Origin of the sequence: Actinoallomurus sp. NPDC050550, assembly GCF_040655075.1 — a bacterium.
Taxonomy (GTDB): domain Bacteria; phylum Actinomycetota; class Actinomycetes; order Streptosporangiales; family Streptosporangiaceae; genus Actinoallomurus.
The window spans coordinates 121,014-135,497 of record NZ_JBFAJC010000021.1 but is presented as its reverse complement, the minus strand read 5'-3'; the positions used below and the strand labels follow the sequence as shown (position 1 = coordinate 135,497).

13 protein-coding genes are annotated in these 14,484 nt (G+C 71.7%); 7 read left to right on the top strand and 6 right to left on the bottom strand.

Annotation, left to right across the window (positions count from 1 at the left end; genetic code table 11):
* Positions 1–39: 39 nt before the first annotated feature.
* Both AB0I04_RS27660 and AB0I04_RS27655 read right to left on the bottom strand, forming a co-directional pair.
* Positions 40–327: a hypothetical protein gene (locus AB0I04_RS27660; protein WP_360890318.1), complete on the bottom strand. Its 288-nt coding sequence runs from the start codon at positions 325–327 to the stop codon at positions 40–42.
* Between the two features lie 78 nt (positions 328–405).
* The gene (locus AB0I04_RS27655) at positions 406–1,512 is read right to left on the bottom strand and encodes a citrate synthase 2 (RefSeq protein WP_360890315.1); all 1,107 of its coding nucleotides are present in this window, start codon (positions 1,510–1,512) and stop codon (positions 406–408) included.
* A 175-nt stretch (positions 1,513–1,687) separates the two neighbouring features.
* Between AB0I04_RS27655 and pdxH the strand changes: the two genes are divergently transcribed.
* From pdxH to AB0I04_RS27635, 4 genes are all read left to right on the top strand, one after another.
* Positions 1,688–2,344, top strand: coding sequence for a pyridoxamine 5'-phosphate oxidase (gene pdxH, locus AB0I04_RS27650; protein WP_360890312.1), 657 nt, complete (start codon positions 1,688–1,690; stop codon positions 2,342–2,344).
* Positions 2,341–3,666: an MFS transporter gene (locus AB0I04_RS27645; protein ID WP_360890309.1), complete on the top strand. Its 1,326-nt coding sequence runs from the start codon at positions 2,341–2,343 to the stop codon at positions 3,664–3,666. The genes pdxH and AB0I04_RS27645 overlap by 4 nt, the downstream gene beginning before the upstream one ends.
* Before the next feature lie 485 nt (positions 3,667–4,151).
* Positions 4,152–5,528: an FG-GAP and VCBS repeat-containing protein gene (locus AB0I04_RS27640; RefSeq protein ID WP_360890306.1), complete on the top strand. Its 1,377-nt coding sequence runs from the start codon at positions 4,152–4,154 to the stop codon at positions 5,526–5,528.
* 227 nt (positions 5,529–5,755) lie between these two features.
* A complete protein-coding gene (locus AB0I04_RS27635; protein ID WP_360890303.1) occupies positions 5,756–7,867 on the top strand; it encodes a zinc ribbon domain-containing protein in 2,112 nt (703 codons plus the stop codon).
* Here the strand turns inward: AB0I04_RS27635 and AB0I04_RS27630 are convergent.
* Positions 7,864–8,511 (bottom strand): UdgX family uracil-DNA binding protein, encoded by a 648-nt coding sequence (locus tag AB0I04_RS27630; protein ID WP_360890300.1) that lies wholly within the window; start codon positions 8,509–8,511, stop codon positions 7,864–7,866. The genes AB0I04_RS27635 and AB0I04_RS27630 overlap by 4 nt on opposite strands.
* Before the next feature lie 161 nt (positions 8,512–8,672).
* Between AB0I04_RS27630 and AB0I04_RS27625 the strand changes: the two genes are divergently transcribed.
* Complete coding sequence (locus AB0I04_RS27625; RefSeq protein ID WP_360890297.1) at positions 8,673–9,374, top strand: metal-dependent transcriptional regulator; 702 nt, start codon at positions 8,673–8,675, stop codon at positions 9,372–9,374.
* Between the two features lie 104 nt (positions 9,375–9,478).
* On the top strand, positions 9,479–11,707 hold the full coding sequence (locus AB0I04_RS27620) for a SpoIIE family protein phosphatase (RefSeq protein ID WP_360890294.1): 2,229 nt from the start codon (positions 9,479–9,481) through the stop codon (positions 11,705–11,707).
* Positions 11,708–11,859: 152 nt separating this feature from the next.
* Here AB0I04_RS27620 and AB0I04_RS27615 read toward each other — a convergent pair whose 3' ends face one another.
* Positions 11,860–12,336: a VOC family protein gene (locus AB0I04_RS27615; RefSeq protein ID WP_360890291.1), complete on the bottom strand. Its 477-nt coding sequence runs from the start codon at positions 12,334–12,336 to the stop codon at positions 11,860–11,862.
* A gap of 25 nt (positions 12,337–12,361) precedes the next feature.
* Here AB0I04_RS27615 and AB0I04_RS27610 point away from each other — a divergent pair, with 25 nt between their 5' ends.
* Positions 12,362–13,363, top strand: coding sequence for a zinc-dependent alcohol dehydrogenase family protein (locus tag AB0I04_RS27610; protein WP_360890288.1), 1,002 nt, complete (start codon positions 12,362–12,364; stop codon positions 13,361–13,363).
* Between the two features lie 212 nt (positions 13,364–13,575).
* Here AB0I04_RS27610 and AB0I04_RS27605 read toward each other — a convergent pair whose 3' ends face one another.
* Together AB0I04_RS27605 and AB0I04_RS27600 are read right to left on the bottom strand one after the other, a co-directional pair.
* Entirely contained in the window at positions 13,576–14,199 is a 624-nt protein-coding gene (locus AB0I04_RS27605; RefSeq protein ID WP_360890285.1) for a class I SAM-dependent methyltransferase, read from the bottom strand.
* 75 nt (positions 14,200–14,274) lie between these two features.
* The gene (locus AB0I04_RS27600) at positions 14,275–14,445 is read right to left on the bottom strand and encodes a hypothetical protein (protein ID WP_360890283.1); all 171 of its coding nucleotides are present in this window, start codon (positions 14,443–14,445) and stop codon (positions 14,275–14,277) included.
* Positions 14,446–14,484 lie beyond the last annotated feature (39 nt).

Genomic DNA, 14,484 nt, shown 5'->3' with positions numbered 1-14,484 from the left:
CTTTCCACAGCTTGAGACGCCGGGCCGTACGCGCGCGGGTCAGGAGCGGCGGCGAAGCGCCCAGGCCACCACCAGGCCGAGCAGCACGAGCGCACAGCCCACGGACACGGTCGCCGGGTAGAGCCACGGGCGGCCCGCGCGGTGAGCGTCCAGCGCCGCGCCCCCGGAGTCGTACGACAGCAGCGCGAGGGCCCCGGCCATCACCCAGCCGACGATCTTCCAGGAGAGCGCGTCGCGGTGCCGGACGCGCTCGCGCCGCTCGCGTTCCTGCCGCAGCAGCTCGACGTCACGCTCGTCGGGTTCCTCGTCGCGGGGGCCGGTGTACATGGCCCCATCCTCCCTCCGGCCGAAAGGCGAACGGCCCGTGACGCCGGAGCATCACGGGCCCTACAGGAGGGAACGCCGTCAGCGCTTGTCCAGCACCTCGGACGCGCCCGCGACGTCGGTGACCGGGCGGGACGCCGGGCCGACGTAGTGGGCGCTCGGGCGGACCAGGCGGCCGGTGCGCTTCTGCTCCAGGATGTGCGCGGCCCAGCCCGCCGTACGGGCGCAGGTGAACATGGCCGGCATCATGTGCGGCGGCACCTCGGCGAAGTCGAGGATCACCGCGGCCCAGAACTCCACGTTCGTCTCGATCGGACGGTCGGGACGGCGCTCGCGCAGCTCGGCCAGCGCGGCGTCCTCCAGAGCCTTGGCCGCCTCGAACCGAGAGGCGTTCAGCTCCTTCGCCGTACGGCGGAGCACGCGGGCGCGCGGGTCCTCGGCGCGGTAGACGCGGTGGCCGAAGCCCATGAGCCGCTCGTGGTTGTCGAGGATGTCGGTCACGACCTTGCGGGCGTCACCGAGCTGCTCGACCTTCTCGATCATCGGCAGCACACGAGCCGGGGCACCGCCGTGCAGCGGGCCGGACATCGCACCGATCGCACCGGAGATCGACGCCGCCACGTCCGCGCCGGTCGAGGCGATGACGCGGGCGGTGAAGGTCGAGGCGTTCATACCGTGCTCGGCGGCCGATACCCAGTACGCGTCGATGGCCTTGACGTGCTGCGGGTCCGGCTCACCACGCCAGCGGATCATGAACCGCTCGGTGATCGTCGTGCCTTCGCTGACACGGCTCTGGGGGACCATCGGCAGGCCGAGGCCGCGAGCGCTCTGCGCCACGAACGACAGCGCGGTCACCGACGTACGGGCCAGGTCCTCGCGCGCCTGCTCGTCGCTGATGTCCAGCAGCGGGCGCATGCCGTACGCCGGAGCGATGATCGGCAGCGCGCTCTGGACGTCGACGCGGACGTCGCCCGAGTGCACCGGCAGCACGTGCGGCTCGGCCGGAGCCAGCCCGGGGGTGAAGCTGTTGTCGACCAGCAGGCCCCACGCGTCACCGAAGGAGACGCGGCCAACGAGGTCTTCGATGTCGACTCCCCGGTACCGGAGAGCCCCGCCCTCCTTGTCCGGTTCCGCGATCTCAGTCTCGAAGGCGACTACGCCCTCGAGGCCGGGTTTGAAGTCGGACATGTTCTGTCCTGCCTTTCGTCCCCTTGATGTACAGACGCCAATTGGTAATTGAACCGCTTCATCGGGGCTGGTCCGTACCCAGGGGGGTGTGAGATGCGCAATTTTTTCCGTTTGGGCAACTCTCGCGGGAACCTTGTCGCGTCCTCCACGGCCTCACGCGAGAGGATGTCCTGTCGTGGAGCACCATGATGTCGCAGCCTTCCGAGAGTCCTACATGGGCGGGGGCCTGCACGCCCGAGACCTCGCACCCGACCCGCTGACCCAGTTCGGCACCTGGTTCACCGACGCGGTCGGGGCGGGGCTGACCGAGCCCAACGCCGTGGTCCTCAGCACCGTGGACGCCGACGGCCGGCCCAGTGTACGGACCGTGCTGCTCAAGGGGTACGGCCCGGACGGGTTCCGCTTCTTCACCAACCACCGCTCCCGCAAGGCGCAGGCGATCGCCGCCGATCCCCGGGTGGCGCTGCTCTTCCCGTGGCACCCGCTGCGCCGCCAGGTGATCGTCGAGGGGACCGCCGAGCGCCTGCCACGCGAGGAGTCGGCGGCGTACTTCGCGACCCGGCCGTACGGCTCGCAGCTGGGCGCCTGGACGAGCGAGAACCAGTCCGCGATCATCACCGACCGCGCCGAACTGGAGCGCCGCTACGCCGAGCTGGAGGAGCTCTGGCCGGATGAGGTGCCGCTCCCGGACTTCTGGGGCGGCTACCGGGTGATGCCGAGGAGCGTGGAGTTCTGGCAGGGGCGCCCCGACCGGCTGCACGACCGGCTCCGCTACCGGCGTGCGGCCCCGGGCGAAGAGGGCGAATGGGTCATCGAGAGACTTAGTCCGTGAGCCCCGACCCCGATTCCTCCTCGCGTGACCTGCGTTCCACCGTCGACGATCACCCGTCCACGGCCCGACGCGCCGCCCGGTCGACTCGCCTCGGCGGGCTCGCTCGGCGGGCCGCCATCGACACGCGCCCGCTGCGGCACCCGGCGTTCCGGCGGCTGTGGATCGGACAGGGTGTCGCGTTCGCCGGCTTCGCGCTCACCTCGGTGGCGATCTCCGTCCAGGTGTACGACCTGACGAAGTCCTCGTTCTGGGTCGGGCTGCTCGGCCCGGCCAACCTGATCCCGCTGATCGTCTTCGGCCTGTGGGGCGGCGCGATCGCCGACGCCGTGGACCGCCGGCGGCTGCTCATCATCGCGTCCCTGATCACGTGGGCGTCCACCTTCGGCCTGCTGATGCAGGCGCTGCTCCACGTTGGGAGCGTTCCACTGATCATCGGGCTGGTCGTGGTGCAGGCGGTCGGGGTCGCCATCTCCTCGCCGACCCGCGGCGCGGTCATTCCGCGCCTGCTGCCGGTCGAACTGGTCCCGGCGGCCAACACCCTGAACTTCACCGCCTCGCAGGTGGCCACCTTCGCCGGCCCCATGCTGGCCGGCGTCGTGATCGGGCACGGCGGCTACGCGATGGCGTACGGGATCGACGCCGCGCTGTTCACGGTCGGGCTGTACGCCACCGTTCGCCTGCCGTCGATGCCGCCGATGGGCGACGAGACGGGGCGGCCCGGACTGCGCTCGGTCATCGAGGGCCTGCGTTTCCTCGCCACTAGGCCCGTCCTGATGATGTCGTTCGTCGTCGACATCATCGCGATGGCCGTCGCCCTGCCCAGGGCACTGTTCCCGGAGGTCGCCGAGACCCGCTTCGGCGGGGAGGGGGCCGTGGGCTGGCTCATCGCGGCGATCGGCGTCGGCGGCGTCATCGGCGGCCTGCTGTCCGGCTGGATCGGCCGGATCCGCCGCCAGGGCGTCGCGCTGATCGCCGTCATCGTGGCGTGGGGCCTGGCCGTGGCGGCGTCGGGACTCGCGCACTCACTGTGGCTCGCCGTCCTGTTCCTCGCCCTCGGCGGCGCGGCGGATCTCGTGTCGGGGGTGTTCCGGCAGACGATCCTGCAGACGTACGCCCCCGACGAGATGCGGGGACGCCTGCAGGGGGTGTTCACGGTCGTCGTCGCGGGCGGTCCCCGGCTGGGAGATCTCCGCGCCGGGGCGCTCGCTGCGGGGGTCGGCGCGACCGCCTCCTGGGTCGGCGGCGGACTCGCCTGCGCGGTCCTCGTCGTCCTCGTCGGGCTGGCCGTACCGTCCTTCCGCCGCTACACCGCGGACCGGTAGCCCGGGCCTCGGGCGGAACGGCGCCGGTCTCGTGGGAGCAGCGGGACGGCGGGGGTCTCGGGAACACGGGCGGCGGAGGTCTCGCGGGGACTCGCGGGAAACCGCGGAGCGGCGGAGGCGTGGGAAACCGCGGAGCGGCGGAGGCGCGGGAACGGCCGAGCGGCCGAGCCCGCGAGGATGGCAGTGCTTTGTGAGGCTCGCGGGAGCGGCGGTGCGATGGGAGCTCGCGGGAACGGCCGAGCGGCGGAGCCCGCGAGGATGGCGGTGCTTTGGGAGGATGGCGGTGCTTTGGCAGGCTCGCGGGAGCGGCGGTGCGGTGGGAGCTTGCGGGGGCGCCGGTGCGGGCGGCGGTGCGGTAGGAGATCGCCGGAACGGCGATGCGGCGGGCTCCCGGGAACTCGCCGGGGCAGGGCATTGCCCCGGAGCGACCGGCGCACTACCGTTCGCAGCGCCCACATGATCATCCGTACCCGCCCGGAGATTTCATGCAGCGACGCCTGCGAGCGGCGATGACGCTCGCCCTGATCGGCCTGCCCGCGACCCTGAGTGTGGTCCCCGCCCACGCCGCTTCCCGCACACTGTCGGCCGTCGGCCGTACGCCGGGGACCGTGACCCGTACGTCGGAGACCGCTGCTCGTGCGCCGTGGGCCGCAGCCCGTACGGCCGAGGCCGCCGCCCGCACGCCCGGGGTCGCCGACGTCGACGGTGACGGGTACGGCGATCTGGCGATCGGGGCGCCGGGCGCGTCCGGCGGCGGCAGGGTGGCCGTCGTGTACGGCTCGCGCGGCGGCGCGAACGTCAAGCGCCATCAAATCCTCGCCCCGCTCCGGACGGGAGGCGCGTTCGGCACGGCGGTCGCGACCGCGGACTTCGACGGTGACGGGCACGCCGACCTGGCGGTGGGCGACCCCGGACACGGCACGATCGAGATCTTCACCGGGAGCCGGTCGGGGCTGACCCGGCACGCGGTCCTGACCCTCGGCGACGGGGCGGGGCGGGCCCTCGCGGTCGGCGACATCGATCACGACGGGCACCCCGACCTCCTCGCGGCGACGAAGTCCGCCCTCCTGGTGATCGGGTTCGCCACCGGCGACGCGAAGGTCGTGGCAACGATCAAGGGCAGGGCCGCGGCGCACGTCGCCCTGGCCGCCGGTGACGTGAACGGTGACGGGTACGCCGACGCGGCGTGGAACGCCGACGGCCGCCTGAGTCTCCTCCACGGATCGAAGACCGGGCTGCGGGCGGCATCCGGCACGGCGAGCGTCGGGTCCACCGGCGGCCTGGCGATCGCCGACGTCAACGGAGATCGCCGGGGGGACGTCGTCGCGGGCGCCCCCGCGGGATCCCACGGGGGACTCGTGAAGATCTACCCCGGCGGCGATCTCGGGCACCCGCGGGTGTTCTCGCAGGACTCCAGCGGAGTGCCCGGCAACGGGGAGAAGGGCGACGAGTTCGGCGCCGCGATCGCCGCGCACGACGTCGACGGCGACGGGCGCTCCGAGGTGGTGGTCGGCGCTCCGGGTGAGGCCATCGGCAAGCACCGGAACGCCGGGGCCGTCACCGTCCTACGAGGGAACGCACACTGGAAGCTGGGTTCCGGCTCCTCGGCGTTCAGCCAGAACACCGAGGGTGTGCCGGGCGTCGCGGAGACCGGCGACCGGTACGGCGGCGCCCTCTCCCTCGCCGACCTCGACGGCGACACGAGGCTCGACCTCGCCGTCGGCACCCCGGGCGAGAACAGCGGCGACGGCGGCGTCTCGATCTACCCGGGCCAGGGCATCACGGGCATGATCGTCTTCGGCGGCAAGTCCGCCGGCGTGTCCGCCGCCAAGGCCGCCTTCGGCGCGTCCGTCGCGGGCTGACCGCCCAGGGGGGGCGGTACCCGAGGCCGGTACAGGGCGGGGCCCGGCCTTGGTGCAGGTCTCGGCGCTGGCGTAGGGCCCTGCCCTGTCGCAGGGCCCGGCTCCAGTGCGGGGTTTGGCCCTGGTTGGAACCCCGGCTCTAACCGTGGTCGAGGTGATGGGGATGACAGGGGTGCTATCGGGTGCGGAGTGATTTCTGTCGGTAGCGGGGCGTAGCGTCGGTCGTGATGTTGTGGGCCGTCACCATCGGCCAGGTCACCCGCGAGAAGGGCGTGCAGATCGTGACGGGCCAGACCGGGGACCAGGGGGCGGGCAAGCCTCGCCGGTTCCGCGGGAAGAACAGATCGCCAGCGTGGAAGCGGCCGGAACAACTGGCGGTGATCGTGCTGCCGCTGGCGGTGACCGACCCGCACGATCTGGCTCGGGTGGACAAGCTGTTCGGCGCAGGGTGGCAGGTCAAGCGGGCACTGCAGCGCGATGTCCGCGCCAAGGTCGACGCGTACTGGGCAGCCAGGCACGAGCGGGACCGGGACGGTGCCCGGGCCGTGCGGCAACGCGTTGGATTGACCCGTGAAGCGCTGGAGCGGTGCGCCTATCGGCATCTGGAACGCTCACGCCACCTCAAGCACCACCTCTCCAAGGCTTTGGTCATGCACATCGCCGACGAGGTGTGGAACGGTGTGGACCGGCACCTGTTCCCCGACGCCACGGGCCGCACGTTCGGTCGTCCCAAGGTCGGCCGGTGGTGGGACTTCACCCGTATGCCCGGCCGGGCCCGCTCACACACCACCGCGAACAAGTGGGAGACGTTCCGGCTGGTCGGCACCCTGCCCGGGCACCTGGACACCTACACCGAAGGTGGCCGTCTGATGCAGCCGGGGCGGATGCCCACACCGGTACTGCCCGAGGGGAAGACGGTCCCGACCGGCAAGACGACCGCGTCCGGGAAACCAGGGATGCGCAAGGCGACCTGGTGGGACCACACCGGTGCGCTCGCGGTCGTGTTCGCCGGGGGCCCCGAATCGACCGAGGGTGACCTGGTGCTGCCGGTGCGGCTCAGCCAAGGGCCGGGCCAGCGGGCCCGGCTGGCACACTTCCTGGCCGACCCCAGCGTGTGGCACAAGATCGACCTGGTCCGGCGCCGGGACGCGTCCGCGCCGGGCGGATGGGTGCTGGAAGCCCATCTGATGATCCTCGGCTCCGGCTACTCCTCGCCTCGGGTGCGGGCTATGCGTGCCCAGGCCACCGAGCTGGACCGGCGGGGCGGGGTGGACGGCAACGTCTCCAACCTGTCGATCGTGTCCTTCCCCACCGGTATGGACCTCGCCGATGGTCGCCCGGAATCGACCCGGCTCACCCTCGACGACGATGAACAAGCCCGCCTGGAGGCCGAGGCGCGTAAGCGGCGTCGACGGCAGCGGGCGCTGGACCGGTCACGACGGGCGACCAACGCCCGCCAGTACGCGGCGTCGGCACGGCAGGCTCGCCGCGCCGAACGCCGCGCCGCCCGGGGGCTGAAGGAGCGGCAGGTGCAGGTACCGGCTGGTGCCCGCGACGCCCGCTCCGACGGGAAACCCAAGCAGGCCTACCGCCGCGACGAGTTGTCCAACGGTTACCGTGCGACCCGGGCCCGGCATGCCGAAGCGTTCGCGTCGGCCGCCGAACGCAAGCGGCACCAGGCCCGCCTCCTGGCCCGCACCATCATCACCACCCACGGGCCGAACCTGACGGTGGAGGACTGCGACATCCGCACCTGGTACCGGCTGTGGGGCCGGCGCCTGTCCCAGACCACCCCCGGCATGCTCATTGCCGCCCTGTCAGCCGAATGCACTGTGGCCGGGGGCCGGCTGGTGCGGGCCTCGACGTTCACCACCGCGCTGTCCCAGGACTGCCTGTGCGGACATCGGGTCGCCAAGTCGCTGCGGGACCGTGAGCACCACTGCCCGGCCTGCGGGCTGATCGGTGACCGGGACCTGGTCTCGGCCGCACTCGGCGCGTTCGTCACCTGCACAGACCCCGGCGACCCCGCCACCGCGCGCCGAGATGTCACGATGTCCCGGCACGCCCAGATCGTTTACGGGAAAGGGCTGGAAGGAGCCCTGGTCGAGTCAACCACACCGTGCCCGACGCCCGCCCTTTCCGGGCGGTCCGGGTCGCGTGGCAGCCCCACGAAGCCATCTGGGGCCTCTGCTCGCCGAACGCCGAACGGCAGGACCCGGCGACCCCGGATGAGCCACACCCCCAGCACCATCGGGGGCCTGACCACGCCGGAAAACCAGGCCTTGGCCGCAGCTGCACCTCGTGTCATCCCACGGGATGAATTACGGGACAAGCCTTAGTGCAGGACCTCGGCGGCGACCTTCAGGTCCGAGACCAGGCCGGCGTACGCCGCGTCGCGGTCGTCGGCGCGCAGCACGGCCGACGGATGGATGGTCGCGACGTAGAAGCCGTTCTGCGTGGCCGACTCGTCGTCCAGCGGCGGGCGCGTGATCAGCTGGCCGCGCTGCTTCGTCACGCGGAAGGACGGGCCGAGGAGCGCCTTTCCCGCCGTCGCGCCGAGCACCACGATCACCTCGGGGTCGATGATCCGCAGCTCGGCGGTGAGCCAGGGCTTGCACGCCGAGATGTGCGCCACGTCCGGCGTCTGGTGGATGCGGCGCTTGCCCGGCCCCGACTGGCTGAACCGGAAGTGCTTGACGGAGTTGGTGACGTAGGCGTCGCCCCGCTCGATCCCCGCCTCGGCGAGGGCCTTGTCCAGTAGCCGGCCCGCCGGGCCCACGAACGGCGCGCCCTGGCGGTCCTCCTGGTCTCCGGGCTGTTCGCCGACCAGCACCACGCGCGCGGCCGGGCCGCCCGATCCGAGTACGGCCTGGGTGGCGTGCTCGTACAGGTCGCAACCGTGGCAGTCCTGCACGGCATGGCGCAGCCCGTCGAGATCCGCCCCGGCAGGGACGTAGTGTTCGGCACCTTCGAAACGTGTCATCGCGCGCTCAATCTACCCAGGGCGGGCCGCCTGGACCGGCCGGGAAGAGCAGGTCCGTACGAGACGTTCAAAGAATGAGGACACAAGGATCGCCCCCTGCCCTTTTCGGTTCCCCAACCGTCACTGATCCGCCGTAGCATGGGGCGAGACTGGAGGAAGCCTTGACCGCACACGGCTTGATCGACACCACGGAGATGTATCTCCGTACGATCTTCGAGCTCGAAGAAGAGGGCATCGTCCCCCTTCGTGCGCGCATTGCCGAGCGGTTGTCGCAGAGCGGTCCCACGGTCAGCCAGACGGTCGCGCGAATGGAGCGCGACGGCCTGGTCCGCGTCGAGGGCGACCGTCACCTGGAGCTCACCGACAACGGCCGGTCCCTGGCCGTGCGGGTCATGCGCAAGCACCGGCTCGCCGAATGCCTGCTCGTCAACGTCATCGGCCTGCCGTGGGAGGACGTCCACGTCGAGGCCTGCCGCTGGGAGCACGTGATGTCCGAGGAGGTCGAGCGGCGGATCGTCGCGCTGCTCGGCGGCCCGTCGGCGTGCCCGCACGGCAACCCGATCCCCGGACTGGTCGAGCTCGGCGCCGCCGCCGAGGCACCGGAGGCGGAGCCGCTGGCGCTCATGACCGATGTCGCGACCGAGAGCGGGGTCCCCGTGGTCGTGCAGCGGATCAGCGAGCAGGTTCAGGGCGATCGCGCGCTGATGATCCAACTCAAGCAGATCGGGATTCAACCGGGACGAGAGGTGACGCTTGCGGCCGGCGACGACGGTATCCGAGTGACGCGTGACGACGAAGCCGACAGTCCGTCCGCCGAGATTCCGCGTGGTGTGGCGTCTCACGTCTTCGTGTCGAAGCGCTGAGGTGCCGTCCGTTCGGCGTATCCCGGTGCGGCGTTCGTCGTTCAATAAGTACGGGGGGACGATTGTCCGGGGGGCCGAGTGAGTGATCGCAAGGTGACAGGCCCATGACGCGCCGACGTGATTCGCACGTCGACGCGTTCCTGCCGCCGAAGACCGTGCTGGACGCCATGGAGATGGCGGTCATCGTCTGCGACCGGTACGGCAACGTCATCTATACCAACCCCTTCACCGAGACCCTCCTCGGATTCGGTGGCCCGGAGTACATCGGCCGGTCGTGGCTGTCCCTCGGCGTCGCCGAGGAGGACCACGAGCAGGCCAAGGACCTGGCCCGGCGCGTCCTGCGCGGCGCGGTGTGGGAGGGGACCTTCTGCAACATCCGGGCCGACGGCAGCACCGTCTACACCCGGGCGTACGCCGTGCCCCTGCGTCACCCTTCCGGCAGCGTCGAGGGCCTGGTCATCTTCGGCCGGGAGGCGCTGCGAAGCAACCAGCGCGACCAGGACCGCTATGGCCTGCTCGAGCGGATCGGCGAGCGGCTGGCCGGCTCGCTGGAGTTGCAGCAGACCCTGCGCCGGGTCGCCGACACGCTCGTCCCCCAGTTCGCCGATCACTGCTTCATCGACCTGTTCAGCGGCGACCAGCTCGTCCGGCGGGTGGGCCGGCACGCCGGTGCCTGGACCCCGCCGCCGGGCACCTGGCGGGAGATCGGCGACACGGTCGAGTACCCGCCCGGTCACTTCTGCGCGAAGGCGATGACGCGCCGCGACGCGGTCCTGGTCGACGACGTCGTCGCCGATCGGATGAAGGCGCCGACTCCGGCGAGCAGGCGGCTCGGCGAGGAGGTCGGCGTGACCTCGATCATCGCGGCGCCCTTGCTGGCGCGCGGAGAGCTGCTCGGCGTGATGAGCCTGGCCCTCTCCGGCCTCACCGTACGGCCCGACCCGCACTTCGACGGATTCGACCGCGACCTCATCGGCGCCATCGCGAGCCGGGTGGCGCTGGCGATCGACAACGCCATGCTGTTCGAGGAGGAGCGCGAGACCGCCCTGGCGTTCCAGAAGCAACTCCTGCCCGGCGACCGGCCGCCGCCCCTCGACGGGCTGGAGATCGCCTGGCGGTACGAACCGGCCCGGCCGCTGGAGTCGCACGGCCAGGGCATTCAGACGCAGGTCGGCGGCGACTGGTACGACGTGATCCCGCTGTCGGCGGGCCGGGTCGGACTGGTGATCGGCGACGTCGAGGGCCGGGGAGCCCGTGCCGCCGCCGTCATGGGGCAACTGCGGGCGGCCCTGCGCGCGTTCGCGCAGGACGACAAGCCGCCGGCCGACATCCTTCTCAAGCTGGACGAGTGGGTGCGCACGATGGGCACCCCGGTCAGGTACGCCAACGGTGCCACCCCCGGCGGCCAGGAGACGCCGCTCGTCTCCGTCACGTACTTCGTGTACGACGCCTGGTCCCGCCACCTCTCCTTCGCCAACGCGGGGCACCAGCCGCCGCTGCTGGTCCTCGACGGCGAGGTCGGCGAGCTGGAGGCCAGCGGCAGGGGCGCCATGCTCGGCGTCCGCCAGCCGGGCGTGGGCGGCGACATCCGGTACGAAGAGGAGACCCGCGAGCTGCCGCCCGGCAGCACGCTGGTCCTCTACACCGACGGGCTGATCGAGCGCCGTCCCAAGGAGGACGGCGACCACCACAGCCGGGAGCAGGCGCGCGAGCTGCTGTACCAAGCGGTCCGCAAGGCGGCCCGCGGCGACGTCGAGTCGATCGCCAACGCGGCGTTCGAGGCCGTCCCCGGCGACATCGACGACGATGTGGCCATCGTCGTGGTCCGCACCGCACCGGCCCGGCTGCAGGTCGAGGAACGCACCTTCCCCGCCGAGCCGATCATGGTGTCGGAGGCGCGCCGGCTGGCCGCCGAGACGTTCGCCGACTGGGGCATGCTGGACGAGCAGTCCGACATGGCCTGCCTGCTGGTCTCCGAGGTGGTCACCAACGTCGTGCTGCACGCGGCCAACACCCCGACCCCGCGCCGCGAGTTGGTGCTGGAGGGCGCGCTGAGCCTCGACGGCCCGGGCGGTTTCGACGACCCGTGGGAGCTGCCCGACCTGAGCCGCCGCGAGCCCGTCACCAAGGAGTTCACACTCCGGCTGCGGCGGGGCGGGAAGGCCGTCTGGGTCGAGGTGCTGGACAAGGACATGCGCCTGCCCCGCATCAGGAGCGCCGGGGAGACCGACGAAGGCGGCCGTGGCCTCTACCTCGTCGACCAGCTAGCCGCCCGCTGGGGATCCCGCCCAACAAACGACGGCAAAGCCGTGTGGTTCGAAATCCCCCTGTAGTCCTGAGGCAGGCCTGAGCCGTGAGGCGGGCCAGAGCCGCGGAAGTTCTTTGCCGCCGCTATTGACGTGCAAAGTGGACAAGCCGGGCAGTGGCGCGTCGACACCGGCGGCAAGCTGTCAACGGCGGCGGCAAAGCGACGGGCGGTCCCCGATCAGCTGTCGGCCGACGGCCCCGTCTCCGTTTCGAAGCCGTTAAGCGACCGGCGTTCGTCCTCGGTGAGCGTCTCCTGGAACACTGTGATGTGCAGGCCGGCCGGGGCGTCGAGGCGCGCGTTCAGCGACTGCCAGGGGGTCAGCGTGGGCGGGGCCACCTGTTCGGCGCCGGCGGACACCAGCCGGTCGGTCGTGGCCTGAGCGTCGTCGACCTCGAACGCGACCCGGATCTTGGGCGCGACCTGACGTCCGACCTCGACCTCGTCGATGTACCGCTTGTGCGCCGGGTTCGCGATCTCCAGGGTGGCCCGGCCGACATCCAGGATCACGACGCGGGCGTCCTCGTCGCTGGAGAAGGCCGCCTGCTCGGGGAGGCCCAGCGCGTCGCGGTAGAAGGCGAGCGCGGCCTCGTAGTCCTCGGCCTCGACGACCAGGCGGAGCTGGCGGACGGGTGAGGATCCACGATCATCTGTCATGGACCATGGAGTCTAGGGTGGAGGGGTGCTGGCGTGGGAGGTCCGGCAACCCGGGCCGATCAAGACCGAGCCCCTGCGGGCGGTGGACCGGCCGGTTCCCGAGCCGGGGCCCGGTGAGGTGCTCGTGCGCGTGCGCGCCTGCGGGGTGTGCCGCACCGATCTCCACGTCGCCGAGGGAGACCTGCCGCCGCACCTGCCCGGCGTGACGCCCGGCCACGAGATCGTCGGCGAGGTGGTGACCCCCGGCGAACGGTTCGCGGCGGGGGACCGGGTCGGGGTGGCGTGGCTGCGCGGCACCTGCGGGATGTGCAAGTACTGCCGGCGCGGCGACGAGAACCTCTGCCCCCGCTCGGTCTACACCGGCTGGGACGCGCACGGCGGATACGCCGAGTTCGCGGTCGCCCCGGAGGCGTACATCTATCCGCTGCCCGGCGACCGGGCCGACGTTGAGCTCGCACCCCTGCTGTGCGCCGGGATCATCGGCTACCGCGCGCTGCGCAGCGCCGCGCTGCCGCCCGCCGGACGGCTCGGCATCTGGGGCTTCGGCGGGTCGGCGCACCTCGCAGCGCAGGTCGCCATCGCCGAGGGTGCCGAGGTCCACGTGTTCACCCGGGCGGCGGCGGCCCGCACCCTGGCGCTCGAGCTCGGGGCGGCATCCGCACAGGACTCGTTCGATCCGAGCCCGGTGTCGCTCGACTCGGCGATCATCTTCGCACCCGCCGGCGAGCTCGTCCCGGCCGCCCTCGAGCGCCTCGACCGTGGCGGCACGCTCGCCATCGCCGGCATCCACCTCACCGACATCCCGGCCCTGAACTACCAGGCCGACCTCTTCCAGGAGCGCCGGCTTCGGAGTGTGACCGCCAACACGCGCGCGGATGGCGAGGAGTTCCTTCGGCTCGCCGACCGGCTGCGGCTCAAGGTCACGGTCACGCCCTACCCCCTGACCGAGGCGGACCACGCGCTGGCGGACCTGGCCGCCGACCGGGTAAACGGAGCGGCGGTGCTGCTTCCACCCGGTTCCCGCTGACCGGCTTGACCACGCGATCCGTCGGCAGGCGTGCCGTTGCGACCGCTTACGGTTCGGCGGCGATGTCGCCCACGTTTGGACCGCCGGTCGTCTCGACGGCGGCCTTGCTTGCGTTCCGTCCGCTGGTGGGCTCGACGGCGACGTCGCCTGGGTCCGGTCCGCTGGTGGGCTCGGCGTCGGCGTTGCCTATGCGCGTGCCGCGTCGGCGTTGCCTACGCGCGTGCCGCGTCGGCGGGGTCGGCGGCGACGTAGGCCCACGACTGGGTGAACCACAGCTCCCGGCCGATCAGGCGGGGGCGCGCTCCGGTCTTCGGGCCGCCGTCGAGCTCGGCGGTCAGCTCATTCCGGATCCGGTCGCCGTTCCCGACGTTGGCGAGCCACGGTTCGACCGGACGCTCGATGGTGAACACCTCGAGCCGGCGCGTCTCACCTCCGGCCTCGTGGACCAGGTCCATCAGCTCGCCGAACGTGCGCGTCGTCGTACGGGCCGGGTCACGGAGGCGTTCGATGCGGCCGCTGTCGCCGCCGCGGGTCCGTACGAGGTCGGTGATGATGAGCCGTCCGGAGCAGACGCCGAGGAGCCGCCGGACCAGGGCCACCGGGTCCGTGTCGGGCGTCGGCGTCAGGCGGGCGGTGATCAGCGTGAACGGCCCCTCGGGCAAGGCCGTGGCGTCCGCGCTGGTCAGGTGCTGAACCCGCGGGCCGAGGAGCGGTGTGACGTCGGAGGTGCCGCAAGTGACGTCGAGACAGGTGTCGTCCGGCCGGGGCTCGGCGAAGTCCACAAGTCTGCGCACGTGACAGGCGGCTTCGGTCGCGGGCGCGCTGGCTTGTGGCATGGGGCCCTCCGGGGCAGGACGGTGCTTCGTAAGCGATAAGACGCAGCGTCGGCACCGTGAGTTCGGTGACGGCGCTCACTTTCCGGCGTGGTGCTGTCCCCACATCATGAGCGCCACGATCACGAAGACGACCATGAGCCCGATGACGCGATCACGGGACATGCCGAGCCCGATGCGTTTCGCGACGCGACTGACGATGAACGCCACGAGGATCGCCAGTAGTGCAAGCGTTACGACCCCACTCACGCTTCTCTCCTCCGGTCCGACCCGGAACCCAGACTAACC